This window comes from Trabulsiella odontotermitis (assembly GCF_030053895.1).
GTDB classification, from domain to species: Bacteria; Pseudomonadota; Gammaproteobacteria; order Enterobacterales; family Enterobacteriaceae; genus Trabulsiella; species Trabulsiella odontotermitis_C.
The window spans coordinates 1,224,986-1,251,112 of record NZ_CP125781.1 but is presented as its reverse complement, the minus strand read 5'-3'; the positions used below and the strand labels follow the sequence as shown (position 1 = coordinate 1,251,112).

Genomic DNA, 26,127 nt, shown 5'->3' with positions numbered 1-26,127 from the left:
TTGTTTTTCAGAACTATACAAAAGAGATAAGAACAGTCTGGTAAGGTGGGCAAAAAAAACCAATATTCCGGAGTTCTTCTTCGTACAGATTAATGTTTTTAATTAAGCGATGCACCACTTATTTTTGAAATATAAAAACTTCCTCTAAAGGTAATAATCTTTCACATCGCCAAATGAACACTATACCTGCCACCTATGCTTTATGGATAATTACATTCGTTAGTTCCTGTACTACAGAACCTCAAAGCCATATCGTAATAATTATTATTATCAAGAAACCAAGGGGTGATCCCCCCCTGATTCAATAAAAGAAAACAATAATACTTAACTTGAGAGTAACGTTCTTTTTTTACAGATTTATATCGGAGATAAAGGCTCCGAGCTGATACACTAAAACCATACTCCAAATACTTCAATCTTATTTTTTCTGAAATAGTCCGACTATTATTTTCCTCATAATAAATGGCCATCTCAGGTTCTTCATCATGTTCGCATGCAATATCAAATGCCCCCAGCGTTCCCAGCCAACTGCCTTGGGTTCCGCTAAACATACGTTTATGAAGATAATATTTATTTATATTCCCAAGAAAAACCTCTACATCCTTAATCGAAATATCGCCTTTACATTGAAAACTCACAAAAGATTGCCTCCCCTCCCCCATAAACCAGTCATCCACTAACCTTTTATAGTAATCAGAAATATTTTTTTGCTCTAAGGCAGACATTCTTGGGTCAGGAGATGGTAACGCAATCGTATTGTTGTTTTTTAGCGATAACATTACCGCTACCGCTCGTTGAAGTATCTTAAACTCGAAAAGCAAACATGCTCTGAGAAACAACAACGACACCCCTGACTCATTTTTTTTCGCATATGCGTCAATATTTAGAGAATATTTTCCACATGAGATAATACCAAGACTTACCAGCTCCCGATAAAACGCAAGAGGGGTCTCTGTATATTCCAATGCATAGCAGCATTCGACAAGACGATATCTAATGAGATAGGGTGTTGCTGATAATTCTAGATCTTGATCATTTACCAACTCTTCAACAGCTCTATCAATGAACTCACCCTGCACACCATTGTTCTCCGCAGCAGCGTATAACATTGTAAGACTAAAATTCCTCGCCGTTTGAGTACTCTTGTCATAAATAGTCCCTTCTTCAAAAAGCGTATTTGTATCGGACTGTTCAGAATACTCAGCAATGGCTGAAGAAAGTTTGCCATCTACAGATAGATAAATTTCCAGTGCCCCCAGCAGATAGTGCTTAGCTATCACAGCCTGTTTTCCCGTCATTCCAACTTCTCGCAGCATATTGTTGATTTTGAGGATAATGCGGGGATACCACTCTGCAATGGGATCTTTACATACCTCACTCATCACAACCTGAGTGAAGTGAAGGGTATCGATCACATCAAAAGCTGCTTTTTGGATAGGTGTTGTCGCTGGCATTTTTAGTGTCAAAAAAAGGAGCTCATAACTTGAAATTTTAGACACTAAAGAACTTCATTACAATCCCCTCCGTACACAAAAAACACCGGTGTTAGGTAAGAAAACAAAATATTAACTATTTAAAACAATGAGGTGACGTAATGACCTGTATTACCCCATCGGTAAAAATTCTGCGCATCAGCGCACTTGTGAAAAAAATTGGAATCAGCCGCTCAACAATCTATGACTGGCTAAATCCGAAGTCGCCACGCTATGACGTAACATTCCCTAAACAGCGCCGCCTGGGTATGCACTCTGTTGGCTGGATGGAATCTGAAATCGATAAATGGCTGGAGGAATGCTGCCCGCAGGTTTGAGGTCTGATTCATATCCCTGTATCAGTTGTGACCAAATGGCATCACAACTGATACCGACAACTTTCTTTTATTTTCTTCTCTATGGAAACCACACAATGCAAAAGCATGATAATTTTCCTGTTGATCAGCTTCCTCCAGTTATTAGAAAAACAATTTATGAAGTACACCAGATAACACAGGCACCTATACCTCTGATTGGTGCATCCGTTTTAGGCGCTATTTCCCTTGTTTGCCAAAGTCAGATTGATGTCATCCGTCCAGGAAATATTCGCGGGCCAGTCTCTCTTTTTCTGCTGACGCTGGCAGGCTCTGGCGAGCGTAAAACCACTGTCGATAATCTGTTGATGGAACCATTGAGACGTTTTGAAGAACAGCTGAACGAAGATTATTTGGAAAAATATAGTGACTATTTGATAGAACTAAATGCGGTAAAAACAGAGATCAAAGCCCTGAATACTGAGGGAAGGTGCGAATAAGCAGGTCATTTCTTCCCAAGCTGACTCGCTGATTAAAATTTCGCGGATCTGGGCCGATTTTTTTCCCGCAAACACATCGAATCAGCCTATTTAGGCTATTTTTTCCACCATTTCTGGCGTTATTTCAGGTTTTTACTGAGATCTCTCCCTCTGACGTATCATTTGGTCCACCCGAAACAGGTTGGCCAGGGTGAATAACATCGCCAGTTGGTTATCGTTTTTCAGCAGCCCCTTGTATCTGGCTTTCACGAAGCCGAACTGCCGCTTGATGATGCGAAACGGGTGCTCCACCCTGGCACGGATGCTGGCTTTCATGTATTCGATGTTGATGGCCGTTTTGTTCTTGCGCGGATGCTGCTTCAAGGTTTTTACCTTGCCGGGACGCTCGGCGATCAGCCAGTCCACATCCACCTCGGCCAGCTCCTCGCGCTGTGGCGCTCCTTGGTAGCCGGCATCGGCTGAGACAAATTGCTCCTCTCCATGAAGCAGATTACCCAGCTGATTGAGGTCATGCTCGTTGGCCGCGGTGGTGACCAGGCTGTGGGTCAGGCCACTCTTGGCATCGACACCAATGTGGGCCTTCATGCCAAAGTGCCACTGATTGCCTTTCTTGGTCTGATGCATCTCCGGATCGCGTTGCTGCTCTTTGTTCTTGGTAGAGCTGGGTGCCTCAATGATGGTGGCATCCACCAAAGTGCCTTGGGTCATCATGACGCCTGCTTCGGCCAGCCAGCGATTGATGGTCTTGAACAATTGACGGGCCAGTTGATGCTGCTCGAGCAGGTGGCGGAAATTCATGATGGTGGTGCGATCCGGCAGGGCGCTATCCAGGGATAATCGGGCAAACAGGCGCATGGAGGCGATTTCGTACAGGGCATCTTCCATGGCACCGTCGCTCAGGTTGTACCAATGCTGCATGCAGTGAATACGCAGCATGGTCTCCAGCGGATAGGGCCGTCGGCCATTGCCCGCCTTGGGATAAAACGGCTCGATGACAGCGGTCATATTCTGCCATGGCAGAATCTGCTCCATGCGGGAGAGGAAAATCTCTTTTCGGGTCTGACGGCGCTTAGTGCTGAATTCACTATCGGCGAAGGTGAGTTGATGGCTCATGATGTCCCTCTGGGATGCGCTCCGGATGAATATGATGATCTCATATCAGGAACTTGTTCGCACCTTCCCTAGTATAATTTACATCTGTATTCCGAATAAGTTACAGATAAATATCATTCATTTTATAATAACAACCCCCAACGGAATTCAATATGTTTTCTGCATTACACACTCACCTTCTTTTATTTAATAATACCAATACGGAGCGACTTATTACCAAACACCGCCACCGGAGGCAATAGAAGCAAGCAAAACCATCGCAGAACACATCATTTTATTTTCTGGAGTTATTTCTTAAATAAAATAAATCACAGGAGAAAGCTAACCATTTACTCATAGGCATTTTTTGAGACTAACTCATCTCATATGCCAGACACGTAAAAAATTACATAAAGAATACACAGTCGCTTACTATGAGATTTCGGCTAAAACTGAAAATAAAAAAATACAGATATATATCACCTTAACGACAACCATCTGGAGTTGTCGATAAGGAGGATAGTCTGGATATTACTGTATTACAGCGTCTCTTTGACGGGATGTATGCCCTGGCGGTGGAAGGTACCGCCGTCACGGACTCTGCCGCAGTGCTGGCCGACAGTTACCTTCAGAATGACATGAGTCGTATTGATGCGGCTGAATCGCTGGTGCTGTACGAGTCCCTGAAAGCCTGCGGCTCCGGCTTTTCTTGTGGTCTTACCGGTGGCGCGCTGCTGCCGCTGACCGTCACCGCCGACGTCTGCTCTTCGCTGTTCATTCAGATGCGGCTGTGTGCAGCCGTTGCCATCATCGGAGGCCATGACACTGCAGACCCACGGGTACGCCTGCTTTGCTGGGGCGCGCTGGCCGGGGATGCCTGCTCGGATGCCATCAGTGGCATCATCACCCGGTTACTGACCCGCGCACTGAGCCAGCCTCAGGCCGAGACCGCTCTGCTGACGGTGGTTCGCGATGCATTACTGCTGAAAAACAGTCAAGTGTTACTCAGGGAAAGCCTGCTGCTCCCGTTACTGGGCGGGGTACTCAACGGTGGTGCCGCCTGGCTCGTCACCCGCCTGACGGGGCAACTCGCCATTCGTCTGTTTATTCCACCGGTAACTCCGCCCTGCGCAGCATAATCCTCTGTATTTCATTTTCGGACATCACCTGTCCGTCATTACTCGTATAACACGCTGATTTTCCTGACGCATCGGCCATGTCCTTACAGGCGGGTTTGTTATCGTTTTTGTCCTGACGATACAGACCTGAATGGAGGGCTAATGGCCGTTTATCGCGAAGATGCTGACCTGCGGTTTCTGGGGCGTTGTGAGAATGAGGACCTGGATTTACTGGTCAGCCTCATTACCCATGACCCACGGGACAAAACCCTGCGCTGGACGGAAACGCTGTCCGGCAGCGACAACTACAAACGTTTTTATCCAGCGCACCGTAATTACTGGCAGGAGATTGCCGCTGAAATCCAGACCTTTGGTGCCAGCAGTATTGCCAGTGTATTCCGGGGTGGGAAAGGCGTGCTGTATCGGGAAGTGTTATGCGATGTCTGTGACCATACGGGCGTGAAATACCGGAAGGAGGAAACCACCGAAGCCATTGAGCTTTCCCTGCTGATGGCGTTACTTGAAAAAAGTCTCAGTGAGATGTCAGCCGAAGAGTTGCTGGAGTTTGCTGACAGTATGGGCACTGAGCTGACCGTACCGACAGCACCGCTGATTTTAATGGCCATACGGACTGCCGTCCGGGCCTCGGGCTTTGCAGCCTATCGCCTATCAGCAGTGATGGTCAGTACACTGGCACGAGTGATACTGGGGCGATCCCTGCCGATGGTGGCCTATCTGACACTGAGCCGCTCCATCGCCGTCCTGGCGGGACCGGTTGGTATAGCACTGAGCTCTGGCTGGCTGGTTGTGGATATGGCAGGCCCTGCACGGCGTGTCACCGTGCCGGCTTGTCTGCTGGTCGCTTGTCTGCGTCAGCAACATCTTCACCACTCACAGTAACTACACGGAAATCCTTCACTATGTCTGCGGAAGAAAAACAACACGATCGCATGGCATCAAGGCTGGCGATCATCATCAGTCGCCTGCTGATGGGGGAACAATTATCGGTACAGGCATTGGCTCTGGAATTTAAGATCTCTGAACGTACCCTTCGTCGGGACTTTCGGGAGCGTCTGAGTTGTCTGGAACTGATATACCGACAGGGAAGCTGGTCACTGGCCCAGCCGCTTTCCGGCATTCACACCAACAGGGCGATCCTTCACTTTGCCCGCGCCACCAGCATAGAGCAATTGTTTCCGGCAATGGATAACAAGCTGATAGCGGTGCTGACCGACAGTAGCATCCCGTCGCCCTATATCGTCTGGCTTTCGCCTCCAGGGCGTAAACCGACCCCCTTTGGTGGTTTCTGGCGCATTACACAGGCGATCCTCGACCGTACTTTGCTGGACTTGACCGTGGATACAGAGCAGTACCGCTGGTTCGCCCCCTATCGTCTGATTTATTTCGAAAACAGCTGGTATCTGCTGGGTGAATACCAGCAGCAGGCTTATGTCTTTCGCCTGGAAAGCATCGCAGATGTCTTTCTGACGAAAAGGCAATTTCTGCGCAGGCGGCAGATTGATGCACTGACCGCCGATCCACATTTTATTCTTTCTTTACCCCACTTTCAGTACTTGCGGAAAGTACTGGCTGATACTGCAACATAAGGAACATCATGAAAAAAATAACGTTTTTACTGATACTGCTTGCCTCCGCGCAGGCTGGAGCGGCCGTAAACCAGTGGACCAGTACCCGGGTTCAGGGCGTTACTGAATACCTCATTCAGAATAAACAGGGGGCTGAACTGCTGATGACCTGCTCGCCCGACGACAATGTGTTCGTCCGGTACACATCACCCGATGGCAAAACGCTCACCAGCGGCAATGATGATGGGCGCAGCGTTCAGGCACAAACCGACAGTGGCGACACGTTCCTGATTAACGACACGTTTTCTGATGCCGGGGGCAGTAACTTCGAAGCCTTCTGGGATGCAGCCAGAAAATCCCATCGTATCCATATAACGGCGACCGGACTGACCTCCGCTACCTTCACCTTCAGCAATTCCGCAAAGATTTTGCCTGAGTTTGATAAATCAGGATGTCTGACTCGCATGTGAGCCTTTATTGCTCCAACAAAAATAAGGAAAAAATAATGAAAACAGCAATGAGTATCCTCGCCGTGGCACTGGTGGTCTCACCTCTGCTGCACGCCGCAGAGGCTCCCGTCAGGATTGGTCTTGAGCAGGTTAAGAATCCGTATTACCCGAATCTGCATCAGCAGCGTGTTCATGTTCAGTCACTGACTGACAGCGTCACCATTAACGATGTTGTCGTTAACCGGGGTAACTGCCCGATTCAGAAGATGCCCACGGTTTACGCAGGTAGTAAGCCTGTAGCTTTGGTACCTTCAACGTTGCCTTACGGGAAAGAGATTGCCGTCTACATTAAAGGCCCATGCAGTGTGGCAGAGATTAATGTCATCACCAGTCAGGGGGACTGGCTGATGAAGTACTGATTTCGTTTGAATAATTTCTGGTCTGACAATCAGTTGTCAGACCCTGTTGTGGTATCAATCTTTATATCAAAGAAATCAGGTATTAATACTGCGTATTAATAGCCATTATAAACCCCTCCCCCGTAAGGTCCCTCCCCTTACGAAGAATTAACCATATTATACATCTTTACTTCAGCATATTGAGTATATGCCGCTCAACGCCTTATAATTATAAGTGATGAGTCGGATCCTCAAATCCCGCTTGTTTATTCCTGACATATTACGCACCCGAATGCTCCGACCTCAGTACACGCAGCGAAGAAGGATGATAGCAACCAATATAGCTGGACAAAGTATGGACTCGGGGTATTACCCGCTTCAATATCCCTAAATGTTTGCTCAACTGCAGCCTTGCTCAGAGATGAAGTCACAATGGCCACACGTTTTGAGGTGTGCGGGGCATTCCTGCAAATCTCCACTGCAGTCTTTAAATCAGCAGGTGTGCCACGGCATGTACGTTGAATACCTGTCCTCACATTGTTATTGCTGTAAAGTCGCCCCCATCGGGTAAATTTTTTGCTCATGGCTGGAGCGGGCAATGTGAGGTTGCCTAGGTTCTTGATCGCCTGACTTACTGAAATGTGAAATGCGCCGGCTCCGAGTGTCAGCTCACCGTGCTTTGCATGATAGAAGGTGACTCTTGGGGAAGCAGGATCCGTTCTAAACCCAACGAAATCTGCCCATTCATCACCGAGATCATCGCAGACTATGACATCATCTTCTCGAGCGATCGTCGACAGTACTGCCCCGAACGTAGAATTTGGATCGAAAGTACGATGGGCAGCAGTAAAGGAACCTTTCTCATCAGTGACGGTTGCTAACTCTGTATTACCGAAGAGATAGCCCAAGAACTGGGTGCCACCATTGACCAAAGTGTCGTCTTGATAAAGACTGCCATCTAAATAGGCAAATTTCGGCTGGTCAAACAAGACGATAAACGTGTCCTGTTTGTCGATGAACTGCTTAAGCGGGGCGCGATTATCATCCGCGCCAAGTGCGAAATGAGTATCCTCTACGTATACATCGGCGAGCAAAGGCAGCGAAAGGCGTTTTAGAGCGATTCGCGTTTTATTGATCGCGATCTCACCTACCTCTAAACCTGTTACTGGCTGTAACACCAGCAACTTGCCATGGGCGTTTTTGGCAACGCGCAAGATATTTGTGAGCTCCGTGAGTAACAGATCAACCTCTGCCTTTGGCAGCTCTCGATAGCCCATTCCGTCACGCTTGACCAAGCGAATGATTTTGTCATCAAAGATGGCCTGTCCGAGGATGGCGGTATCAACTGCAAATTGGGTGGGGTTTGCCGTCAGATCTGATAGCTCCAACGGTCGTGCGAAAGCTGCCAGGAAAGGGGAGGATGATGGTCTTCCAGGACGAGGTTGTAAGCGTTCGATGATACGACAGGCATAATCAACTAGTTCCAAATAGCCTGCACGATCCGCACGAAGCGAGATTCGCCCGGTGCGCGGCGTCGTTGAAAAGTGTTCGTCTTCTTCAGTGAAGCTGTAACCTAACGGGGCAAATCGAGCCGAGGATGCCATACCTACATTGTTCTGAAGGTTCTCGCCTTCAAGCGTCTTGCTGCGCAATGCAAAGCGGGACAGAGTCATATGCCTGAGTCGAACCCGGGCAAATACCGAGTCCTTACTCGTCAGTCCACGGTCGACATCTTGGGCACCGATACGCTGCAAATACCTTTTCGAGAAATCAGGAAGGATATCGATCTGGGATTTGAAAATTGCAACATAATCGCGGTGCTCGACTATCAGCAAATATCCGGTTACCCGGTCGATCACACCTTTAGTGCCAGGCAGGAAAGCCGGTACTTTGTCGAATTGAAAGCACAAAGCAGACCAAATTGATGCTCCGTGGGGCTGCCGAATGAAAGAGAAAAAATTGTTGGAGGGGGAAGTTTGCGCCTTTCTGATATCCCGGAACAGTTCCGTGATCGCAACTTTCGTGATTGGAGCTTTTTGGCGGTAGAAATAGCAAGATTTGCTGGCTTGAAGTTCGTCGATCATATCCGATTCCCTATGAAAATGGACGAAGCGAAAATCCCTCAAAATGAGATGCTAACCCAGTATCATCATTATTGTCTAGGGAAGGTGCGAATAAGCAGGTCATTTCTTCCCAAGCTGACTCGCTGATTAAAATTTCGCGGATCTGGGCCGATTTTTTTCCCGCAAACACATCGAATCAGCCTATTTAGGCTATTTTTTCCACCATTTCTGGCGTTATTTCAGGTTTTTACTGAGATCTCTCCCTCTGACGTATCATTTGGTCCACCCGAAACAGGTTGGCCAGGGTGAATAACATCGCCAGTTGGTTATCGTTTTTCAGCAGCCCCTTGTATCTGGCTTTCACGAAGCCGAACTGCCGCTTGATGATGCGAAACGGGTGCTCCACCCTGGCACGGATGCTGGCTTTCATGTATTCGATGTTGATGGCCGTTTTGTTCTTGCGCGGATGCTGCTTCAAGGTTTTTACCTTGCCGGGACGCTCGGCGATCAGCCAGTCCACATCCACCTCGGCCAGCTCCTCGCGCTGTGGCGCTCCTTGGTAGCCGGCATCGGCTGAGACAAATTGCTCCTCTCCATGAAGCAGATTACCCAGCTGATTGAGGTCATGCTCGTTGGCCGCGGTGGTGACCAGGCTGTGGGTCAGGCCACTCTTGGCATCGACACCAATGTGGGCCTTCATGCCAAAGTGCCACTGATTGCCTTTCTTGGTCTGATGCATCTCCGGATCGCGTTGCTGCTCTTTGTTCTTGGTAGAGCTGGGTGCCTCAATGATGGTGGCATCCACCAAAGTGCCTTGGGTCATCATGACGCCTGCTTCGGCCAGCCAGCGATTGATGGTCTTGAACAATTGACGGGCCAGTTGATGCTGCTCGAGCAGGTGGCGGAAATTCATGATGGTGGTGCGATCCGGCAGGGCGCTATCCAGGGATAATCGGGCAAACAGGCGCATGGAGGCGATTTCGTACAGGGCATCTTCCATGGCACCGTCGCTCAGGTTGTACCAATGCTGCATGCAGTGAATACGCAGCATGGTCTCCAGCGGATAGGGCCGTCGGCCATTGCCCGCCTTGGGATAAAACGGCTCGATGACAGCGGTCATATTCTGCCATGGCAGAATCTGCTCCATGCGGGAGAGGAAAATCTCTTTTCGGGTCTGACGGCGCTTAGTGCTGAATTCACTATCGGCGAAGGTGAGTTGATGGCTCATGATGTCCCTCTGGGATGCGCTCCGGATGAATATGATGATCTCATATCAGGAACTTGTTCGCACCTTCCCTAGATAGTTTCTTGCGGGCAATAGAAGGTTGTCATAAAAGTCTGTTCCCTGCCAAAAGCGGACGTGGCTTAGATTGGTTTTAATAGATGACAAAGTGAAAATTCAAAAGGCCAGAAAGAAATGCCGCTACTTACAGCCTTTTTAAATTTTTTGAATAAATATACTAGAGTCCAAGCAATGTTATTACTGCTCTAACACGCTTCATTCCTTCGTCTGCATTGGCATATACGCCTTCTCGTCGTATTATTTCCCCATTTGGTTGCATCACAACCCAAAGGCAATTTTCTAGTGGGTCATCCGCTGGTACCAATGCTATAATTTCAGGGGTCAGATTAGGTACTACCACAGCAACAAAACTCCGATCAACTAGTTTTTTTGTAGTGTGATACTCCATGAAGTATCCTAAAGAATACTCAATGCGGCTGTTGCTAGGATGTTCAGGATCATATATGACTATAAATAATGGGACATTACGAGCAGTAGCTTCAACTAAAGCATCTTTTAAATTCACATGCGGATGTCGCAGAAAAAAGTGATTAATACTATGCTGCGGGTCATTTTTTACAACTGGTGTATGAACCATTTGAGAAGCAATCATCCATTTATTAAATGAAACTGGAGTATATCGGGCAGCAAGACCTCGGCCTCTCGGATTCTCAAGTAATTGTCTTTCAATAGCTTCACAATCATATTGGATATATTCGTACTTGGGACGCAATGCAGTTAGTATTTGGGCTAAGCCGCTACTTGGTATAGTTGAGTAAAAAGCAATAAAACCTTGGCAGTTATGCGTTTCGAGTCTATCCCTGATATTTGTGTCATCACCGGGACTTACCGATGAACCTGAGTGGGCTTTATGCTTACAGCTTACTAACCATCGAATTGTATTCTTCCCTCCTGGTCCAAACCGTTCTTCTTCAACTATTAAATCGCGCCCCCCATCAGGACCTCTATCAGGATCTGATATAATTAGAAACCCCTGAGCAAGCAAGAACTCTCTAGCAAAAAGTTCAAACTGATCACGCTCCAACCCTTCGTGAGCAGGTGAAATTTCCTTTAAATCTAACGCAGCCACAAAAGCTCCTTTTTAACGATACAATCTGAATAATTGTATAACTAATATTTTAGGCATTGAACCACTTCAGCCTCGACAAAAACAATCACATGATTTAAATACGATAATCATAAGGGATGCAAGAGAATAATCTGCATCCAGCTTTATTACTATCTACAGTTACAATTCAGAAATCCGAATGCAATGCGTTTGCCCCTCGCTCATAGAGGATATGAGCTAAATGTCGTTCCCTTCAACAACAGAACAGTTACCCCTGCCGATATCACATCCATGCAGAAAAGCCGCACTTCTGACCGGAAGTGTGGCTTTTCTGCATTATTACGTTAACTACAAAGGAGTTTTAGCATGAAATTAGCCAGCCGCTTTGGCCGAATTAACCAGATTCGCCGCGACCGTCCACTGACAAACGAGGAGTTGATGGCCCATGTTCCCAGTGTATTTGGTACCGACAAGCATGAATCCCGCTCGGACCGCTACACCTACATTCCGACCATCACACTGCTTGATAGCCTGAAGCAGGAAGGTTTTCAGCCGTTCTTTGCCTGCCAGACCCGAGTGCGTGACCAGAGCAAGCGAGAGCACACGAAACACATGCTGCGCCTGCGCCGTGAAGGGCAAATAACCGGTAAGCAGGTACCGGAAATCATTCTGCTCAACAGCCATGACGGCTCCAGCTCATATCAGATGTTGCCGGGGCTATTTCGTGCAGTCTGCCAGAACGGGCTGATTTGCGGTGAGAGTTTTGGTGAGGTACGTGTGCCACATAAAGGCAATGTGGTGGAGAAAGTCATTGAAGGGGCTTACGAAGTGCTGGGGATATTTGACCGGGTGGAGGAGAAGCGGGATGCCATGCAGTCGCTTTTGTTACCTCCACCAGCACAGCAGGCGATGGCAAAAGCGGCATTAACCTATCGCTTTGGTGAAGAGCATCAGCCGGTGACGGAATCGCAAATCCTTTCCCCGCGCCGCTGGCAGGATGATAGCAACGACCTGTGGACCACTTACCAACGCATTCAGGAGAACTTGATAAAAGGCGGACTGTCAGGACGAACGACGAAAGGTCAGCGTGCTCAAACCCGTGCTGTCAAAGGTATCGACGGAGACGTAAAGCTCAATCGCGCTCTGTGGGTGATGGCTGAAAATATGCTTCAACTTGCTTCATAAACGACTTTAACTATTACCTCCAAGGCCCTGTCATGTCAGAGATAAATCTACCTCCTGATCTTCCGGTAACTGAAGCACGCACCATTCGTCGCGCTCTCCGCTTACTGGAAAAATATCAGCGCCAGCCTGGCGAACAATTTAATTCCACTACCTTCACCAAAACCTGGCTACAACTGCGTCTTGCCCTGCAGGAGCGCGAAGTTTTTCTTGTTTTATATCTCGATAATCAGAACCGTCTTCTGGAATGCGAGACGCTCTTTACGGGCACGATTAACCATACCGAAGTCCATCCACGCGAAGTGGTGAAACTGGCACTGCGCCATAACGCTGCCGCTGTGATTCTGGCCCATAACCATCCATCCGGAGAGACAGAACCGAGTAAACAGGATCGAAACATCACTCAACATCTGGTGAACGCGCTGGCTATGGTAGAGGTACGGGTGCTGGACCATCTTATTGTTGGCATCGATGTGCTTTCTTTTGCTGAACGTGGCTGGCTATGAGGCTAACCATGAAAATCATCGATAAAAAGGCCGCGATGGCGATTCAGCGACAGCATCCGGATTCCCGGATCTTTCGCTACTGCACGGGCAAATACCAGTGGCACGGCAACGCCAGTCATTATACCGGTCAGGATGTCGCGGAGATTTCCGGTGTGCTGGCGGTTTACGCAGAACGCCGTCGTGACAACCACGGTCCGTATACACGCCTGATGTGCATTACCACCAACTGACATTTAATAAGGAGTAGAAAAATGCAAAATTCATGGGGACTGAAGCGCGACATCTCGCCGTGCTTCGGTGCAAGGCTTGTGCAGGAAGGCTGTCGCCTGCATTTTCTGGCGGACCGTGCAGGTATTAGTGGTACGTTTAACGAGGAGGAGGCACTGTGTCTGGATCAGGCATTTCCGCTAGTGATGAAACAGCTTGAATTGATGCTGACAACCGGTGAACTGAATCCGCGCCATCAGCATTGCGTCACGTTGTATCATAACGGACTAACTTGTGAAGCTGACACTCTCGGCTCTCATGGCTATGTTTACATCGTTATTTATCCTCAGGCATTTGCAACCAGGTAACACCTTCTCTTCTTTTATCAGGATCCAACTCATGCAAATTTCATCTGTACCGGCCACGGTGCCGGTTTCGTCACGCCTGTCGCCCGTAATGGTGTGGCAGCAGCTGTTAACGTATCTACTGGAGCACCACTACGGCCTGACACTCAACGACACACCATTTCATGACGACACGGCCATTCAGGGACATATCGAGGCGGGGATAACTCTAGCCGATGCGGTTAATTTCCTGGTCGAAAAGTACGAACTCGTTCGTATCGACCGGAAGGGATTTTCATGGCAAGAGCAAACGCCCTTCATTACCGCAACGGATATTCTGCGTGCCAAAAAGAGCATCGGGCTGTTGCCCAGATCTTAAATTTTTCTAAGTACATGCTGCTCAGTGTTGCTATTTCCGCTACTGTAGCGGAAATAGCAACGGCATCGCATCTGACATTTAAAAAAATCAAATAAATATTGATAATATTTCTCATTTTACCATGAGCAAAGATCGAAGCCTTATGAGTCCCTAAGTGCTGCAAACCAATCTCTCATTTCTCACCAAAAGAAGATGGTAAAAATTTTAGGCACCTTCTTAGGCACCATAGAAAAGTTGAATTAGACATTAATTCAATAAATTCATTTAATTACAAACCCAATTCAGACTCCGCCAGCCCACCAAATAAAACAAAGGGTTACGTGAAAGCGTAGCCCTTTTTTGTTTAGCAATGGCGGCAAAATGGCGACAGACTTTTTGTCCTGGCGGCGCGGACATGTAACCATCCCCGTAAACCGGCCCATTCACATTTAGAGATCGCCCGGCATATCCTTACCGAGCTGGGTCAGGAAGCGCGCCTGCCGGAGCTGTTGATTTCGTCCGAAGCCCCTGACGCACGAGATGTGCGGCTCAACACAAATAAACTGGCCGCCGCGGGGGTGACTTTTACTGAGAGTCGCGCAGCGCTCAGTCAATGTCTCAAAGAATTTGGATTTTAACCTCGCCCTACTCTTATTCAGCTTTTTAAGTCCCCAAAAAAGATAAATAAATAATTTAAAGTTTTTATATCTTAAACCCCTTCCGCTCGCCCACTCTCATTTAGTTTTTTAAGCCAAAAAAACAAATAATTTAAGGTTTTTATATCTTAAATCAATCATATAAAAGAATTTAATAGCAAGAAAAATTTAAGACTATTTCATTATGATTTGGTCCGATCGGTCGCTAAAATAATCACAACAGAAACCAAATAATAAAATACAACCTTAGCGTGTTAATTATATTCCCAGAAAAGATTTCACTATTTTTTCATTTCATTATTGGAAATAAAAAACTGCGATAGAAACACACTTATTAAACTTTATTACAAACCACTCGCTAATATATGGATTTAAAAGGTACATTTATGCTGTCTTTCTATTATCACCGGAAGTTCAAACCGAGAAAAATTGCACTTATTATGAGTACAATACTGGCCTCCGGATCCGCCTGTGCGGCGGATGACTCGCTTTATATAACTCCCGCATCCCCTGAACAAACGGTCACCATTAATAATGATTCGGTCTGGTCACGCATTAGCGTTTATTCTCCAAATGCTGACGTAATCGTAAATGGCAAAACAACCGTTAATGGCCAGGCCGGAATTTCACCGGATGTGGCAATCAGCCAGAACGGTGGAAAGCTGGATTTAGGCGATGGCTCCGTCGTGAACTTTACCTCTGATCAGATCCACGCAATTGGTAATGACGATGTGATTGAGCTGTATGGCGACGGTCGATTTACGGCGAAGAACCTGACGGTCAACAGCACAGGCGCGGCCTTCAACGGGATCGGCGCACATGGCTCGAACCATCTGGTGCTGAAAGGCACCACGAATATTAATCTTAATACGACCAAAGAAAACATGCTGTTTCCTATGGCCCGCGCCGAAGGGATCTATCTTCAGAGCCATGTGTCAATGGACGCCGAAAATATCAATGTAACCTACCGTTCTAATGGCCCGGACACTATTGGTATTAATGAAGCATCCGGCCTTTGGCTATGGAATAATGAAGCCTCGGTTAATATTACCGGGACAACAAATGTTGACCTTGAAACCTCAACCCAGGGTGCGCTCTATGGGGTAAACCTTGCGGATACAAACGACGCAAATGGCGCCCGCAAGCATGTTTTCATGAATGAAGTTAACATCAAAATGCAGAGCAACATCGCCTATAACCCGGCGGTGCATAATGCAGTTTCCGGCTTTTTCACGATTTATGCGAACGCCGAAACGGAAGTTAATAAGCTGAATATTAATGCGACTAGCAACAATGACCTTTACGGCCTTCATTTTGGTACAAATACCAGCGACGATAAATCGATCACCACGATCCATGAAGCGAACATCTACCTGAAAGGGGGAGAAAAATCCCGCATTTCAGGGGTCACTAATTCAGCAAATAACAGCATCATCGGCAAATTAACCGTCGATACAGAAGGCGGCGAAAACGTCTATTTGCTCGACCGCGTCGGCAAAAAAACACATTTCCTCGGCGACGTCACGCTGGGTAGCCAGAAGGCATACGATACGACCGCCGGCACCCTGTATTCGATTTATAACTCCGCGACGATCGATGGCGTCAAACTGGTCGCGTGGGGCAAAATCTCTGCCGATCCGCATTCCGTCATTGATATCGCCACGGCGAATAATTCGTATCTTTATGGGGATTCTGAAATCTGGCGAACGGTATCGAATTCGAACATCGGCGTCATCAACATGACGCTGAACGGTGGCAACACGCGCTGGGATATCACCGGAAATTCAAAAGTCACCAACCTGACGCTGAAAGACGCGACGCTGAACTTCCTGCATGAAGACGGCGCCGCAAGCCGATCCACCCGCGCCACACCTGGCTTTAAGACGCTAACGCTGAATGGCGACTACCACGGTGAAAACGGTCATATCGTGATGAACACCGCGCTGGGTGATGACGCTTCGGAAACGGACCATCTGACCATCAACGGCAACACCAGCGGTTCGACGACCGTCCAGGTGAAAAACGCGGGCGGTAACGGCGCGCTGACCACCAACGGTATCGAGTTGATTAGCGTGGCGGGTGCCTCTGACGGTGAATTTAAGCAGTCCGGTCGTATCGTTGCCGGTGCGTATGACTATAACCTGCTGCGTGGCAACGGGCAGAATGCCAACAACTGGTATCTGACCAGCGCCCTGTCGCCGGAACCGGTTGACCCCGTCGAACCAACGCAACCGACGCCGACGCCTGCGCCAGCCTCACCAGAAGTCCCGGCGACAAAACCGGAAGCGCTGGTCCGCCCGGAAGCGGGCCTGTACGGCGCTAACCTGTACGCCGCGAATACGATATTTAACCATCGTCTGCAGGACCGTCTGGGCGAAACGCATTACACCGACGCCATCACGGGCGAAGAGTCTGTCACCAGCCTGTGGCTGCGTAACAGCGGCGGTCACACGCGCGCTCATGACAACAGCGGCCAGCTCGGCATTCAGAGCAATCGCTATGTCATGCAACTGGGCGGCGACATTGCCCAGTGGAGCACCGACAATCAGGATCGCTACCATGTCGGCGTGATGGCGGGTTATGCCAACCAGAAGAGCCGCAGCAACAGCAACAAAACGGGTTATCGCGCGGATTCATCCATCGACGGTTACAGCGTCGGGATGTATGGCACCTGGCTGCAAAACAACGAAACTCAGGAAGGCGCGTATGTGGATACGTGGGCGCTGTACAACTGGTTTGACAACACCGTCTCAGGTGAAGACGTTGCCGCGGAGAAATACAAATCCAAAGGTTTTACCGGTTCTGTAGAAGCGGGCTATACCTGGAAACTGAGCGATCTGAGCGAGCGGTCGGCGGTGTATATCCAGCCGAAGGCCCAGGCAACCTGGATGGGCGTCAAAGCCGATTCCCATAAAGAAACCAACGGCACGCGTGTCGAAGGCAAAGGGGATGGCAACCTGCAGACCCGCCTCGGCATCCGTCTGTTCGGCAAAGGTCATAACTCGCTCGATGACAACACCGGCCGTAACTTCCAGCCGTTTGTGGAAGTGAACTGGATCCGTAACAGCAAGGACTTTGGCGCAACGCTGAATGGCGAAAGCGTGGACTACGCTGGCACGAAGAATATCGGCGAAGTAAAAGCAGGTGTTGAAGGTCAGTTGAATAAGAATGTCACCCTGTGGGGCAACGTGGCGCAACAGATGGGGGATAAGGGTTACAGCGATACCTCCGCGATGCTGGGCGTCAAAGTCGCATTCTGATGCTAAGAAAGCCGGGAATTTCCCTAATGCTGGTCACTTAAGGTGATCAGCATTTTTTCATGCCGGATATTTCTGGGCTTTTACTCTCAATTCCCTGGGGTAACTGAATCGCCACAGGTTTAACAGACACCTCAGAGCCATTTAAAATGGCTTACGTGGCCATTCTGTTTCCAGTGTTGCAACACGTCTCGATATCACCACCCACAGTCTTTATGCCTGAATAAAGAAGTACGGGCCGGATTCTTCCACCAACAAAGATCAGTCAGATGCTCAGGCTGACAGGACAAATCAAACAGTTCTGGCTGGAATCCGGTTGTGTTTATGGCTATCGCAAGATCCATCTCGACCTGCGAGATAGCGGGCAACAATGCGGGATTAACCGTGTCTGGCGACTAATGAAGCGTGCCGGGATAAAGAAAAAGATCTACGGAACACGGGAAGAAACACGCAGCGATATTTTTGATTACATTGAAATGTTTTATAACGGTAAGCGTCGGCATGGTTCAAGCGATCAGATGCCACCGACGGAATATGAAAATCAATATTATCAACGGCCCGGAAGTGTCTAGGGAAGGTGCGAACAAGTTCCTGATATGAGATCATCATATTCATCCGGAGCGCATCCCAGAGGGACATCATGAGCCATCAACTCACCTTCGCCGATAGTGAATTCAGCACTAAGCGCCGTCAGACCCGAAAAGAGATTTTCCTCTCCCGCATGGAGCAGATTCTGCCATGGCAAAACATGGTGGAAGTCATCGAGCCGTTTTATCCCAAGGCGGGCAATGGCCGACGGCCCTATCCGCTGGAGACCATGCTGCGTATTCACTGCATGCAGCATTGGTACAACCTGAGCGACGGTGCCATGGAAGATGCCCTGTACGAAATCGCCTCCATGCGCCTGTTTGCCCGATTATCCCTGGATAGCGCCCTGCCGGATCGCACCACCATCATGAATTTCCGCCACCTGCTCGAGCAGCATCAACTGGCCCGTCAATTGTTCAAGACCATCAATCGCTGGCTGGCCGAAGCAGGCGTCATGATGACCCAAGGCACTTTGGTGGATGCCACCATCATTGAGGCACCCAGCTCTACCAAGAACAAAGAGCAGCAACGCGATCCGGAGATGCATCAGACCAAGAAAGGCAATCAGTGGCACTTTGGCATGAAGGCCCACATTGGTGTCGATGCCAAGAGTGGCCTGACCCACAGCCTAGTCACCACCGCGGCCAACGAGCATGACCTCAATCAGCTGGGTAATCTGCTTCATGGAGAGGAGCAATTTGTCTCAGCCGATGCCGGCTACCAAGGAGCGCCACAGCGCGAGGAGCTGGCCGAGGTGGATGTGGACTGGCTGATCGCCGAGCGTCCCGGCAAGGTAAAAACCTTGAAGCAGCATCCGCGCAAGAACAAAACGGCCATCAACATCGAATACATGAAAGCCAGCATCCGTGCCAGGGTGGAGCACCCGTTTCGCATCATCAAGCGGCAGTTCGGCTTCGTGAAAGCCAGATACAAAGGGCTGCTGAAAAACGATAACCAACTGGCGATGTTATTCACCCTGGCCAACCTGTTTCGGGTGGACCAAATGATACGTCAGTGGGAGAGATCTCAGTAAAAACCGGAAATAACGCCAGAAATGGTGGAAAAAATAGCCTAAATAGGCTGATTCGATGTGTTTGCGGGAAAAAAATCGGCCCAGATCCGCGAAATTTTAATCAGCGAGTCAGCTTGGGAAGAAATGACCTGCTTATTCGCACCTTCCCTTACACTCGCACGTCGGCGCCGAGCTGCCGGTAGAGTTCTGGCAGACGGCGGCCTGACCTGACGGACAGGTAATACTGCATGTTTGATCGCTGTTGCTGCTTGAGGCGGAACAGGACGACTCCGCCTGCGCAGCTCCGGCAAATAATGACAGAACCAGGAAAATCAGTTTCATAACTCCCCCATGGCGTCGTGAGCACTATCATGACTATAGCGACGGATCATGACGAAAAAACTCATACTCCGGCATGATTCCAGCGCACTGCTCTGGCAACAAAAAGACTATGCTTATTGTTGCAATAAATAATAGAGCATCACAAATAAGCGAGAAAATGATGGAAATACTGGAAGGCCACAACAAATTCTACGTCAACGACGCACAGGGCCAGCAGGTGGCGGAGATTGTCTTCGTCCCGACGGGCGAGAACCTGAGTATCATTGAACATACTGACGTCGATCCGAGCCTGAAAGGGCAAGGCGTGGGCAAACAACTGGTCGCCCGCGTGGTCGAAAAAATGCGTCAGGAACATCGTAAAATCATTCCGCTTTGCCCGTTCGCAAAGCATGAATTTGATACAACCCGCGAATACGACGATATCCGCGCATAAAAAAACGCACCGGTTCTCACACCGGTGCGCAACTCTTCCCTGAAATGACGCTTCCTCTACCGTCCCCACAACAGCAAAACGTTATGCCTTCGCCGCCTTATTGCGCATCATCAGCACGATAAACAGCGAGGCCACTAAAGAGATTGCCAGCAGCACTAACAGCGTGTGGCTGAAAGCCTGGGTATAGATGTTTTCCAGAATCGAGGATTCCTGACCGGAGACGCGGGCGAAAGCGTTACCCGACACCACGTCAGCAATAAACTGTTTGCTCGTCTCCCCTGCGGGCGTCGGCTGCGACCCCAGCGCGTTGAAAATGCCGGTCGCCATCAGCGAGCCGTAAATCGCTACGGCAATCGCTTCGCTGCCCAGGCGAAACGTATTCAGAATACCCGCCGCGCGGCCCACTTCGTGGTGATCAACAACGCTCAACGCGATGCCGTCCACCAGCCCGGCAGAAAGGCCCATTCCTGAACCGACCAGCAACAGGCAGAGGATGATTTCACCGAGCGAGATATCGCCCGCGTTAAATGCCCACAGCAACAGCAGGCCGACAATGAACAACACCAGGCTGGCGATTAACAGCACGTCGGCAGAAACGCCACGCGTAACCAGTTTCCCGGCCACCAGTGGCAGCACCAGCACCGGTAGGGTGAGCGCCAGCATGACCAGCCCGGAATCGAGCGGCGACAGGCTTTTCACGGCGATAAGCCAGGTCGGGAACCAGGTCAGTAGAGTAACGAAGCAGAAGCTCGCCACCACTGGGATCATGATCATCGACAGAAAATAGTGGTTGCCCAGCAGAGCGAAATTCACCATCGGGTGCGCCGCTTTTTTCTCCACCAGCACAAACAGCGCCAGAATCACCACGCCAGCGGCAAACAGACTAAGAGTCACGTTATCGGTCCAGCCGCGCTCTGCGCCCTGGGTGATGCCGGTCATCAGCAGGAATAACGCCACGATAAACAGCACAATGCCCGCGGCATCAAGCGACGGTTTTTCCGCCCGCTTCGCCGCCGCCGGTACGGCGCTGGTCAGCAGCAATACCACAAACAGCGCAATCGCATGGACGATGAAAATGTCACGCCACCCGGCGACGCTCAGCAGCCAGCCGGAAATGGTCGGCCCGAAGGTGATGCCTAACCCGGCTGTGGTGCCGAACAGCGCAAAAGCGCGGGTACGTTGCGCGCCGCTGAAGGTCTGGATCAGAATGGCGCTACCGCAGGAGAAAATCGCCGCACCGCCAATCCCGGCCAGCGCACGCGCAGCATCCAGCACATAGATGTTATCGGCATGCCAGGAGAGCAGCGAGGCGAGGAAATAGAGACTCGCCCCGGCGATAAACGAGCGCTTGCTGCCGAACACATCGGCCAGCCCGCCCCACGCCAGCGTGAAACTGGCAAACGTTAAGTTAAACGCATTCACCACCCACTGCAGCGACGCCGTTTGCGAATGGAGATCCGCACTGATCGCCGGCAGCGCAATGGCCGTCCCGGAAATCGAGGTTGGCACAACGAACACTGCAATAAGAATGCAGAGTAAGATCATGCTATGCGATGATTTTGCTTCGACAACTTGTGTTTCCATTATTTTATTTAGCCTTGTTTACGGGTAATACAAACCGGGAGCTGTGCAGGTCTCCTGAGAATAATTCCTTCATTCCAGATAAAGTTTTCCGGTAATACGTCGTGGGCTAACTGCAAATCAGGCGCAAGGCGGCTTACTGTTTTTATTGCCGTGCAGATTTCCAGTTTCGCCAGTTCCTGCCCCATGCAATGGTGCATGCCATAGCCAAACTGCAGATGGCGCGGTCCGTTGCGGAACGGGTTAATGGTCAGCGGTTGCGGATAGACTTCCGGGTCGCGGTTGGCGAGAAACACGTCCGGGAAAATGGTGGCGCCCGCCGGGATGCGCGCAGTAGATAACTCAATGTCCTCACTGCAGATACGCGGAAACGCTGACGCGGTGCCGAGGTTAGTGAGGCGAATCAGCTCATCCACCACCTGTGGGATGGTCTCTGGCTCCGCGACAACCTGCTGCCACAGCGTGCCAGTGCACAACAGGGCGTAGAAAATTTTGGTCATCACCGTAAGGGTGTTCTGATCGCCGCCCAGCAGCGAACCGAGCAGGATCGCGGTGATTTCATCGTCATTGAGCGGCGGCGTGGCGCTGTCGCGCATTGCCACAAAACGGGCGATCAGCCCCTCGTCATCATGCTGGCGTTCACCCGTGACATGCTCGCGCACATAGGTATAGAGCGCGGTAAATTTCTCGATGAGATCATCCACCTGCTGCGGATTGGCTTTTTGCACCGTCACACTCAGCACGCGGAAATAGTCTTTCTCTTCCAGCGGAATGCCGAGCAGCAGACAGTTGATCTGCACCGCCAGCGGGTCGAGCACGTCCTGATAGAGGTCAAAGCGTGCGGTGGCAAGCGGGCGCTGCATCAGATTTTCGATGGCATCGACAATATGCGGCGCAAGCCATGCCAGGCCGCTGGCGCTGTAATCTTTCGCCACAAAACGCTTCATGCGGGCGTGATGCGGAAAATCCAGGTTCAGCAGCAGATCTTTCGGCGTCAGCGTCGGAAGAATACTGGGGGCATCGGGAAGATTGGACGGGCCGCGCAGGCAGCTGTTACTGGTGAGGACTTTTTTGACGTCGTGATAGTTAATCACGTGCCAGGCTTCATGCCCGCTCAGCAGTTTGATTTTGCCTGCCTGCTGATAAGTGGCGGGCTGCAGCGTTTGATAACCGGGTGTGCAGTCATAATGCGGAATGTCGGCAACGGACGGAAAGACTTCAGGCATCACGCTCATAGGACGATCTCCTGTTTCTGCAGCAGTTGGGCGATCTCCGCCACCACGCTTGAACTCTCTTTAAAATGCACGCTTCGCCAGCCGCTGCGTTCGGCGGCCATGCAGTTTTCCAGCATGTCGTCGATGAGCAGGCACTCGTCCGGGCGGACACCCGCCTGTTTTGCGGCGATGTCGAAGATTTCCGCTTCGGGCTTGCGGTAACCCACCTTGCAGGAATCGACGATCGCATCCGCGTGGTCGCTGATACCGATCACCCGTTTCCAGTGATCCTCCCACTCCACCACGTTGTTGGTGAGGATCCCGGCCATTAACCCGGCAGCTTTCACCTTGTGAAACAGGTCAATCATTAGTTGGTTCGGTAAGATCCCGTCGAACCACTGCGCGCCGAACATTTCCAGTTGCGCCCGCGAGAGATCGATTTCCGGTGACGACAGCGCAATCTTTTGACGAATACGCGCACCCCACTCAGCTTCGGTAATCAACGCCTTTTCAATGGGAGTCAGCACACCCATATTCATATCGTCAGCGACCTCTTTCATCCCCCGCTGCAATATGGCTGGCGGAATACCGGTTTTCAGGTAATACGAGGTAAAGAGATCCGGAATCGATGGCGACAGCACGCCCCCAAAATCAAACCAAATAATTTTCATACTGTTTTACTTAAAGGTAATAGTGAGTTCAGCCGTAGAGACTGTTTTCTCATCCTGAGAAATCGTCATCGGAATGACGGTGCTTTTTTTATCTTCTGTCAGATAAATTTCACCCAGCAACGCATGGCAATACGCTGGCGAATTAAATTCGCAGAAGCGGGTAAAATTGACATTGTAACGGCTAATGACCAGATCATAACAGCGGGTTCCCAGCCGACTGCGCATCGCCAGCAGCGCGGTCTGACGGTAGGCTTCCATCAACAGCATGCCCGGCACATGGTCGAGCGGATGGTCAAAAATGGACGGGTGCGACTGGTCAACAATCACCGTCGTGGTGATGCCGGGCTCGCTGATGTCGGCGTTGCCGACGACCACATTCAGCGGTAGCTGGCGTCCGACTTCCAGCATTTCCGCTGGCACAACGGCAGAATAATCGTGATTTTCCAGCGGACGCTGGCTGCGCAGACGATGCCATTTTTTGTCATCCATCCACGAGATATTCATGATTTTCTGCGCACAGCACAGCCCATCGACATAAATATCCATGCGGAAAATAAGGCCGGTCAGCTCTGACTTTCTGAATTTGCGCTCAATAATATCGACTTCGACAATGACGTTTGAGCACTCCGTTTTGTAAGGAATTTCACTTTCAAAAAGGGTGAAATCGGCGTCATCAAAGACAAATTTGGCGCTGTAGGGAACGGCGAAAAAGTTATGCGTAACGTAAATCGAGGTCTGACGGCAAATTTCCAGTAACAGGATCGCGTCATACACCCGTTCACTCGATTTTCGGAAAGGGAGATCGTTAAAGTAAATATGTGATTTGGGTAAATACCCGGCGGTTATGTATTTATTATCGTGGATCTTTCTGATGTCTGTTAAAAAGACTTCGCCCACCGCCGCACGATGCACACATGATTTCGGTATGGTGTTCTGATAATTATATGAACCGGTCCTGATTATGAATTCTGATTCAACATCTTCGATGAAAGACATGTTAACCCCATTAAATCAATCATTAATCTCAGGATTAGGGTTATCTCACTGAGTCGTAGTAAGATAACCATTAATCGTTCGCCACACATCGTACGTATCACCCCACGCGTACGTTCGATACTCATCGAACATATATAAAATTCAGGATTCCTGGAAATTTGTCAAGAATCTGTTAAGAGAAATCTGTAAATCAGGAGAAAGAATGGAAGAAAAGGTAAGTGAAGAAGCGTTACCCTTTGATATGGTTAAAGTATTTAAAGCTCTCGCCGATCCTGTCCGTTTGACCATTGTGCGGGGTTTGCTGGCTGACAGTCCGGGAGCGGAGCGTCACTGTTCCACTTTTGGGCTCACCGTCACGCGCGCTACTCGCTCACATCACTTCAAAGTGCTGCGTGAAGCGGGGCTGATCCGCGTCGTTGACAAGGGTAATATGGCCGTCGCCGTGCTGCGATGGGATGAAATTGAACACGAGCTTCCAGGCCTGGTTCAGCTTATTCGTCATACTGACAAAGAATAATCAATGTGCTATGGAGTATCATCAGAAAATAACACACTGAATGTGTGAATATCGTTATTAAATACATATCAGTGGAACAAACTTCTGGCTGTTCTGAATAGTCCAGCCAGAAGCGCCTGTTTTATTTCCTTACGCACCGGTTTTCTGTTAACCCTTTTTTCAACTTCACGCTAACCCGTGACCCTCTTCGCAGCACAGGGTTTATCATACCGCTATGATTTCTCTGACTATGCAACGCAGGTGAATTCGCCATGGATCCTTTGCACGCCATTCTGCTTACCGTCGGTCTGTTTGTGCTGACCTTCTTCAACCCCGGCGCCAACCTGTTCGTGGTGGTGCAGACCAGCCTCGCCTCCGGGCGGCGCGCAGGTGTGCTGACCGGGCTTGGCGTGGCGCTGGGCGATGCGCTCTATTCCGGCCTCGGCCTGTTCGGCATGGCGACGCTCATCACTCAGTGCGAGGGACTCTTTTCGGCGATCAAAATTGGCGGCGGCCTCTATCTGCTGTGGTTCGCGTTTAAAAGCATGCGCCGACAGCCATCGCCGATGACACCCGCGCTGACCCGCCCCATCGTCGCACCGTGGTATATCTTTTTCCGTACCGGGATGATCACTTGTCTCTCCAACCCGCAGACGGTCCTGTTTTTTATCAGTATCTTTTCCGTCACCCTCAGCGCCACGACGCCTGGCTGGGCCAAACTGCTGGCATGGCTGGGGATTGTGCTCAGCTCCATCACCTGGCGGCTGTTCTTAAGCCAGGCCTTTTCTCTGCCCGCCGTCCGGCGGTCATACGCCAGCATGCAGCGCATCGCCAGCCGGGTGATTGGCGCGGTGATCGGCCTGTTTGCCATCAGGCTAATCTGGGAAGGCGTGATGCGGAAATAACATCTGCAAAAGGGTCGTTTATTGCGCGATTGTTAA

General features: G+C 49.8%; 27 protein-coding genes and 2 pseudogenes. 19 read left to right on the top strand and 10 right to left on the bottom strand.

Features of this window, described 5'->3' with window-relative positions; genetic code table 11:
• Positions 1-200: 200 nt before the first annotated feature.
• Positions 201-1,499 (bottom strand): hypothetical protein, encoded by a 1,299-nt coding sequence (locus QMG90_RS06095; RefSeq protein WP_227113552.1) that lies wholly within the window; start codon positions 1,497-1,499, stop codon positions 201-203.
• Positions 1,500-1,594: 95 nt separating this feature from the next.
• Here QMG90_RS06095 and QMG90_RS06090 point away from each other — a divergent pair, with 95 nt between their 5' ends.
• The gene (locus QMG90_RS06090; protein ID WP_007678426.1) at positions 1,595-1,810 is read left to right on the top strand and encodes an AlpA family phage regulatory protein; all 216 of its coding nucleotides are present in this window, start codon (positions 1,595-1,597) and stop codon (positions 1,808-1,810) included.
• A gap of 95 nt (positions 1,811-1,905) precedes the next feature.
• Positions 1,906-2,286: a DUF3987 domain-containing protein gene (locus tag QMG90_RS06085; RefSeq protein ID WP_430381674.1), complete on the top strand. Its 381-nt coding sequence runs from the start codon at positions 1,906-1,908 to the stop codon at positions 2,284-2,286.
• On the opposite strand, the pseudogene QMG90_RS22435 reads toward QMG90_RS06085, so the two are convergent.
• A pseudogene (locus QMG90_RS22435) lies at positions 2,252-2,482 on the bottom strand (hypothetical protein). The gene QMG90_RS06085 and the pseudogene QMG90_RS22435 sit on opposite strands and share 35 nt — an antisense overlap.
• Positions 2,419-3,399 carry an IS5-like element ISKpn26 family transposase gene (locus QMG90_RS06080; protein WP_117308960.1) on the bottom strand — a complete coding sequence of 327 codons (981 nt, stop codon included), beginning with the start codon at positions 3,397-3,399 and terminating at the stop codon, positions 2,419-2,421. Before QMG90_RS06080 ends, QMG90_RS22435 begins: the two are co-directional and overlap by 64 nt.
• A gap of 617 nt (positions 3,400-4,016) precedes the next feature.
• Here QMG90_RS06080 and QMG90_RS06075 point away from each other — a divergent pair.
• From QMG90_RS06075 to QMG90_RS06055, 5 genes are all read left to right on the top strand, one after another.
• Complete coding sequence (locus QMG90_RS06075) at positions 4,017-4,517, top strand: hypothetical protein (protein ID WP_283283012.1); 501 nt, start codon at positions 4,017-4,019, stop codon at positions 4,515-4,517.
• 141 nt (positions 4,518-4,658) lie between these two features.
• Complete coding sequence (locus QMG90_RS06070; RefSeq protein WP_283283011.1) at positions 4,659-5,396, top strand: YaaW family protein; 738 nt, start codon at positions 4,659-4,661, stop codon at positions 5,394-5,396.
• Between the two features lie 20 nt (positions 5,397-5,416).
• Positions 5,417-6,103 (top strand): helix-turn-helix transcriptional regulator, encoded by a 687-nt coding sequence (locus QMG90_RS06065; protein ID WP_063845096.1) that lies wholly within the window; start codon positions 5,417-5,419, stop codon positions 6,101-6,103.
• Between the two features lie 8 nt (positions 6,104-6,111).
• A complete protein-coding gene (locus QMG90_RS06060) occupies positions 6,112-6,552 on the top strand; it encodes a hypothetical protein (protein WP_080781775.1) in 441 nt (146 codons plus the stop codon).
• 35 nt (positions 6,553-6,587) lie between these two features.
• Positions 6,588-6,950, top strand: coding sequence for a hypothetical protein (locus QMG90_RS06055; protein WP_063845098.1), 363 nt, complete (start codon positions 6,588-6,590; stop codon positions 6,948-6,950).
• 245 nt (positions 6,951-7,195) lie between these two features.
• On the opposite strand, the gene QMG90_RS06050 is transcribed toward QMG90_RS06055, so the two are convergent.
• From QMG90_RS06050 to QMG90_RS06040, 3 genes are all read right to left on the bottom strand, one after another.
• Complete coding sequence (locus tag QMG90_RS06050) at positions 7,196-9,013, bottom strand: hypothetical protein (RefSeq protein ID WP_204572864.1); 1,818 nt, start codon at positions 9,011-9,013, stop codon at positions 7,196-7,198.
• Positions 9,014-9,239: 226 nt separating this feature from the next.
• Complete coding sequence (locus QMG90_RS06045) at positions 9,240-10,220, bottom strand: IS5-like element ISKpn26 family transposase (RefSeq protein WP_117308960.1); 981 nt, start codon at positions 10,218-10,220, stop codon at positions 9,240-9,242.
• Between the two features lie 232 nt (positions 10,221-10,452).
• A complete protein-coding gene (locus tag QMG90_RS06040; protein WP_080781776.1) occupies positions 10,453-11,364 on the bottom strand; it encodes a restriction endonuclease in 912 nt (303 codons plus the stop codon).
• Positions 11,365-11,709: 345 nt separating this feature from the next.
• On the opposite strand from QMG90_RS06040, the gene QMG90_RS06035 reads away from it, so the two are divergent.
• From QMG90_RS06035 to QMG90_RS05995, 10 genes and pseudogenes are all read left to right on the top strand, one after another.
• Positions 11,710-12,528: a DUF932 domain-containing protein gene (locus QMG90_RS06035; protein ID WP_080781777.1), complete on the top strand. Its 819-nt coding sequence runs from the start codon at positions 11,710-11,712 to the stop codon at positions 12,526-12,528.
• Between the two features lie 32 nt (positions 12,529-12,560).
• The gene (gene radC / locus QMG90_RS06030; RefSeq protein WP_032642914.1) at positions 12,561-13,031 is read left to right on the top strand and encodes a RadC family protein; all 471 of its coding nucleotides are present in this window, start codon (positions 12,561-12,563) and stop codon (positions 13,029-13,031) included.
• Positions 13,032-13,039: 8 nt separating this feature from the next.
• Positions 13,040-13,261 (top strand): DUF987 domain-containing protein, encoded by a 222-nt coding sequence (locus tag QMG90_RS06025; RefSeq protein WP_080781778.1) that lies wholly within the window; start codon positions 13,040-13,042, stop codon positions 13,259-13,261.
• A 21-nt stretch (positions 13,262-13,282) separates the two neighbouring features.
• A complete protein-coding gene (locus QMG90_RS06020; RefSeq protein WP_080781779.1) occupies positions 13,283-13,606 on the top strand; it encodes a type IV toxin-antitoxin system YeeU family antitoxin in 324 nt (107 codons plus the stop codon).
• 31 nt (positions 13,607-13,637) lie between these two features.
• The gene (locus tag QMG90_RS06015; protein WP_080781780.1) at positions 13,638-13,961 is read left to right on the top strand and encodes a TA system toxin CbtA family protein; all 324 of its coding nucleotides are present in this window, start codon (positions 13,638-13,640) and stop codon (positions 13,959-13,961) included.
• 1,270 nt (positions 13,962-15,231) lie between these two features.
• Entirely contained in the window at positions 15,232-17,856 is a 2,625-nt protein-coding gene (locus QMG90_RS06010) for an autotransporter outer membrane beta-barrel domain-containing protein (protein WP_346733138.1), read from the top strand.
• Between the two features lie 272 nt (positions 17,857-18,128).
• Positions 18,129-18,425, top strand: a pseudogene (locus tag QMG90_RS06005) (IS3 family transposase); the annotation flags it as partial.
• Between the two features lie 68 nt (positions 18,426-18,493).
• Entirely contained in the window at positions 18,494-19,474 is a 981-nt protein-coding gene (locus QMG90_RS06000; RefSeq protein ID WP_000019473.1) for an IS5-like element ISKpn26 family transposase, read from the top strand.
• Positions 19,456-19,656 (top strand): hypothetical protein, encoded by a 201-nt coding sequence (locus QMG90_RS22425; RefSeq protein WP_346733137.1) that lies wholly within the window; start codon positions 19,456-19,458, stop codon positions 19,654-19,656. The genes QMG90_RS06000 and QMG90_RS22425 overlap by 19 nt, the downstream gene beginning before the upstream one ends.
• Before the next feature lie 299 nt (positions 19,657-19,955).
• Positions 19,956-20,228 carry a GNAT family N-acetyltransferase gene (locus QMG90_RS05995; RefSeq protein ID WP_283283897.1) on the top strand — a complete coding sequence of 91 codons (273 nt, stop codon included), beginning with the start codon at positions 19,956-19,958 and terminating at the stop codon, positions 20,226-20,228.
• A gap of 81 nt (positions 20,229-20,309) precedes the next feature.
• On the opposite strand, the gene QMG90_RS05990 is transcribed toward QMG90_RS05995, so the two are convergent.
• The 4 genes from QMG90_RS05990 to QMG90_RS05975 are packed head-to-tail and all read right to left on the bottom strand — an operon-like array spanning position 20,310 to position 24,690.
• Positions 20,310-21,812 carry an MFS transporter gene (locus QMG90_RS05990; RefSeq protein ID WP_283283009.1) on the bottom strand — a complete coding sequence of 501 codons (1,503 nt, stop codon included), beginning with the start codon at positions 21,810-21,812 and terminating at the stop codon, positions 20,310-20,312.
• Positions 21,813-21,820: 8 nt separating this feature from the next.
• On the bottom strand, positions 21,821-23,044 hold the full coding sequence (locus QMG90_RS05985; protein WP_283283008.1) for a cytochrome P450: 1,224 nt from the start codon (positions 23,042-23,044) through the stop codon (positions 21,821-21,823).
• On the bottom strand, positions 23,041-23,694 hold the full coding sequence (locus QMG90_RS05980; protein ID WP_283283007.1) for an HAD family hydrolase: 654 nt from the start codon (positions 23,692-23,694) through the stop codon (positions 23,041-23,043). The genes QMG90_RS05985 and QMG90_RS05980 overlap by 4 nt, the downstream gene beginning before the upstream one ends.
• 6 nt (positions 23,695-23,700) lie before the next feature.
• Positions 23,701-24,690, bottom strand: a complete 990-nt coding sequence (locus QMG90_RS05975) for a ScbA/BarX family gamma-butyrolactone biosynthesis protein (RefSeq protein ID WP_283283006.1) — start codon at positions 24,688-24,690, stop codon at positions 23,701-23,703.
• Between the two features lie 202 nt (positions 24,691-24,892).
• Here QMG90_RS05975 and QMG90_RS05970 point away from each other — a divergent pair, with 202 nt between their 5' ends.
• Both QMG90_RS05970 and QMG90_RS05965 read left to right on the top strand, forming a co-directional pair.
• Positions 24,893-25,207 (top strand): ArsR/SmtB family transcription factor, encoded by a 315-nt coding sequence (locus QMG90_RS05970; RefSeq protein WP_283283005.1) that lies wholly within the window; start codon positions 24,893-24,895, stop codon positions 25,205-25,207.
• A 251-nt stretch (positions 25,208-25,458) separates the two neighbouring features.
• Positions 25,459-26,091 carry a homoserine/threonine efflux transporter gene (locus QMG90_RS05965; RefSeq protein ID WP_283283004.1) on the top strand — a complete coding sequence of 211 codons (633 nt, stop codon included), beginning with the start codon at positions 25,459-25,461 and terminating at the stop codon, positions 26,089-26,091.
• The last annotated feature ends 36 nt before the right edge of the window (positions 26,092-26,127 follow it).

Coding starts and splice junctions, on each gene's coding strand:
- QMG90_RS06090 (WP_007678426.1), top strand. CDS start 1,595: ATGACCTGTATTACCCCATCGGTAAAAATTCTGCGCATCAGCGCACTT.
- QMG90_RS06085 (WP_430381674.1), top strand. CDS start 1,906: ATGCAAAAGCATGATAATTTTCCTGTTGATCAGCTTCCTCCAGTTATT.
- QMG90_RS06080 (WP_117308960.1), bottom strand. CDS start 3,399: ATGAGCCATCAACTCACCTTCGCCGATAGTGAATTCAGCACTAAGCGC.
- QMG90_RS06075 (WP_283283012.1), top strand. CDS start 4,017: ATGAGTCGTATTGATGCGGCTGAATCGCTGGTGCTGTACGAGTCCCTG.
- QMG90_RS06070 (WP_283283011.1), top strand. CDS start 4,659: ATGGCCGTTTATCGCGAAGATGCTGACCTGCGGTTTCTGGGGCGTTGT.
- QMG90_RS06065 (WP_063845096.1), top strand. CDS start 5,417: ATGTCTGCGGAAGAAAAACAACACGATCGCATGGCATCAAGGCTGGCG.
- QMG90_RS06060 (WP_080781775.1), top strand. CDS start 6,112: ATGAAAAAAATAACGTTTTTACTGATACTGCTTGCCTCCGCGCAGGCT.
- QMG90_RS06055 (WP_063845098.1), top strand. CDS start 6,588: ATGAAAACAGCAATGAGTATCCTCGCCGTGGCACTGGTGGTCTCACCT.
- QMG90_RS06050 (WP_204572864.1), bottom strand. CDS start 9,013: ATGATCGACGAACTTCAAGCCAGCAAATCTTGCTATTTCTACCGCCAA.
- QMG90_RS06045 (WP_117308960.1), bottom strand. CDS start 10,220: ATGAGCCATCAACTCACCTTCGCCGATAGTGAATTCAGCACTAAGCGC.
- QMG90_RS06035 (WP_080781777.1), top strand. CDS start 11,710: ATGAAATTAGCCAGCCGCTTTGGCCGAATTAACCAGATTCGCCGCGAC.
- radC (WP_032642914.1), top strand. CDS start 12,561: ATGTCAGAGATAAATCTACCTCCTGATCTTCCGGTAACTGAAGCACGC.
- QMG90_RS06025 (WP_080781778.1), top strand. CDS start 13,040: ATGAAAATCATCGATAAAAAGGCCGCGATGGCGATTCAGCGACAGCAT.
- QMG90_RS06020 (WP_080781779.1), top strand. CDS start 13,283: ATGCAAAATTCATGGGGACTGAAGCGCGACATCTCGCCGTGCTTCGGT.
- QMG90_RS06015 (WP_080781780.1), top strand. CDS start 13,638: ATGCAAATTTCATCTGTACCGGCCACGGTGCCGGTTTCGTCACGCCTG.
- QMG90_RS06000 (WP_000019473.1), top strand. CDS start 18,494: ATGAGCCATCAACTCACCTTCGCCGATAGTGAATTCAGCACTAAGCGC.
- QMG90_RS05995 (WP_283283897.1), top strand. CDS start 19,956: ATGGAAATACTGGAAGGCCACAACAAATTCTACGTCAACGACGCACAG.
- QMG90_RS05990 (WP_283283009.1), bottom strand. CDS start 21,812: ATGGAAACACAAGTTGTCGAAGCAAAATCATCGCATAGCATGATCTTA.
- QMG90_RS05985 (WP_283283008.1), bottom strand. CDS start 23,044: ATGAGCGTGATGCCTGAAGTCTTTCCGTCCGTTGCCGACATTCCGCAT.
- QMG90_RS05980 (WP_283283007.1), bottom strand. CDS start 23,694: ATGAAAATTATTTGGTTTGATTTTGGGGGCGTGCTGTCGCCATCGATT.
- QMG90_RS05975 (WP_283283006.1), bottom strand. CDS start 24,690: ATGTCTTTCATCGAAGATGTTGAATCAGAATTCATAATCAGGACCGGT.
- QMG90_RS05970 (WP_283283005.1), top strand. CDS start 24,893: ATGGAAGAAAAGGTAAGTGAAGAAGCGTTACCCTTTGATATGGTTAAA.
- QMG90_RS05965 (WP_283283004.1), top strand. CDS start 25,459: ATGGATCCTTTGCACGCCATTCTGCTTACCGTCGGTCTGTTTGTGCTG.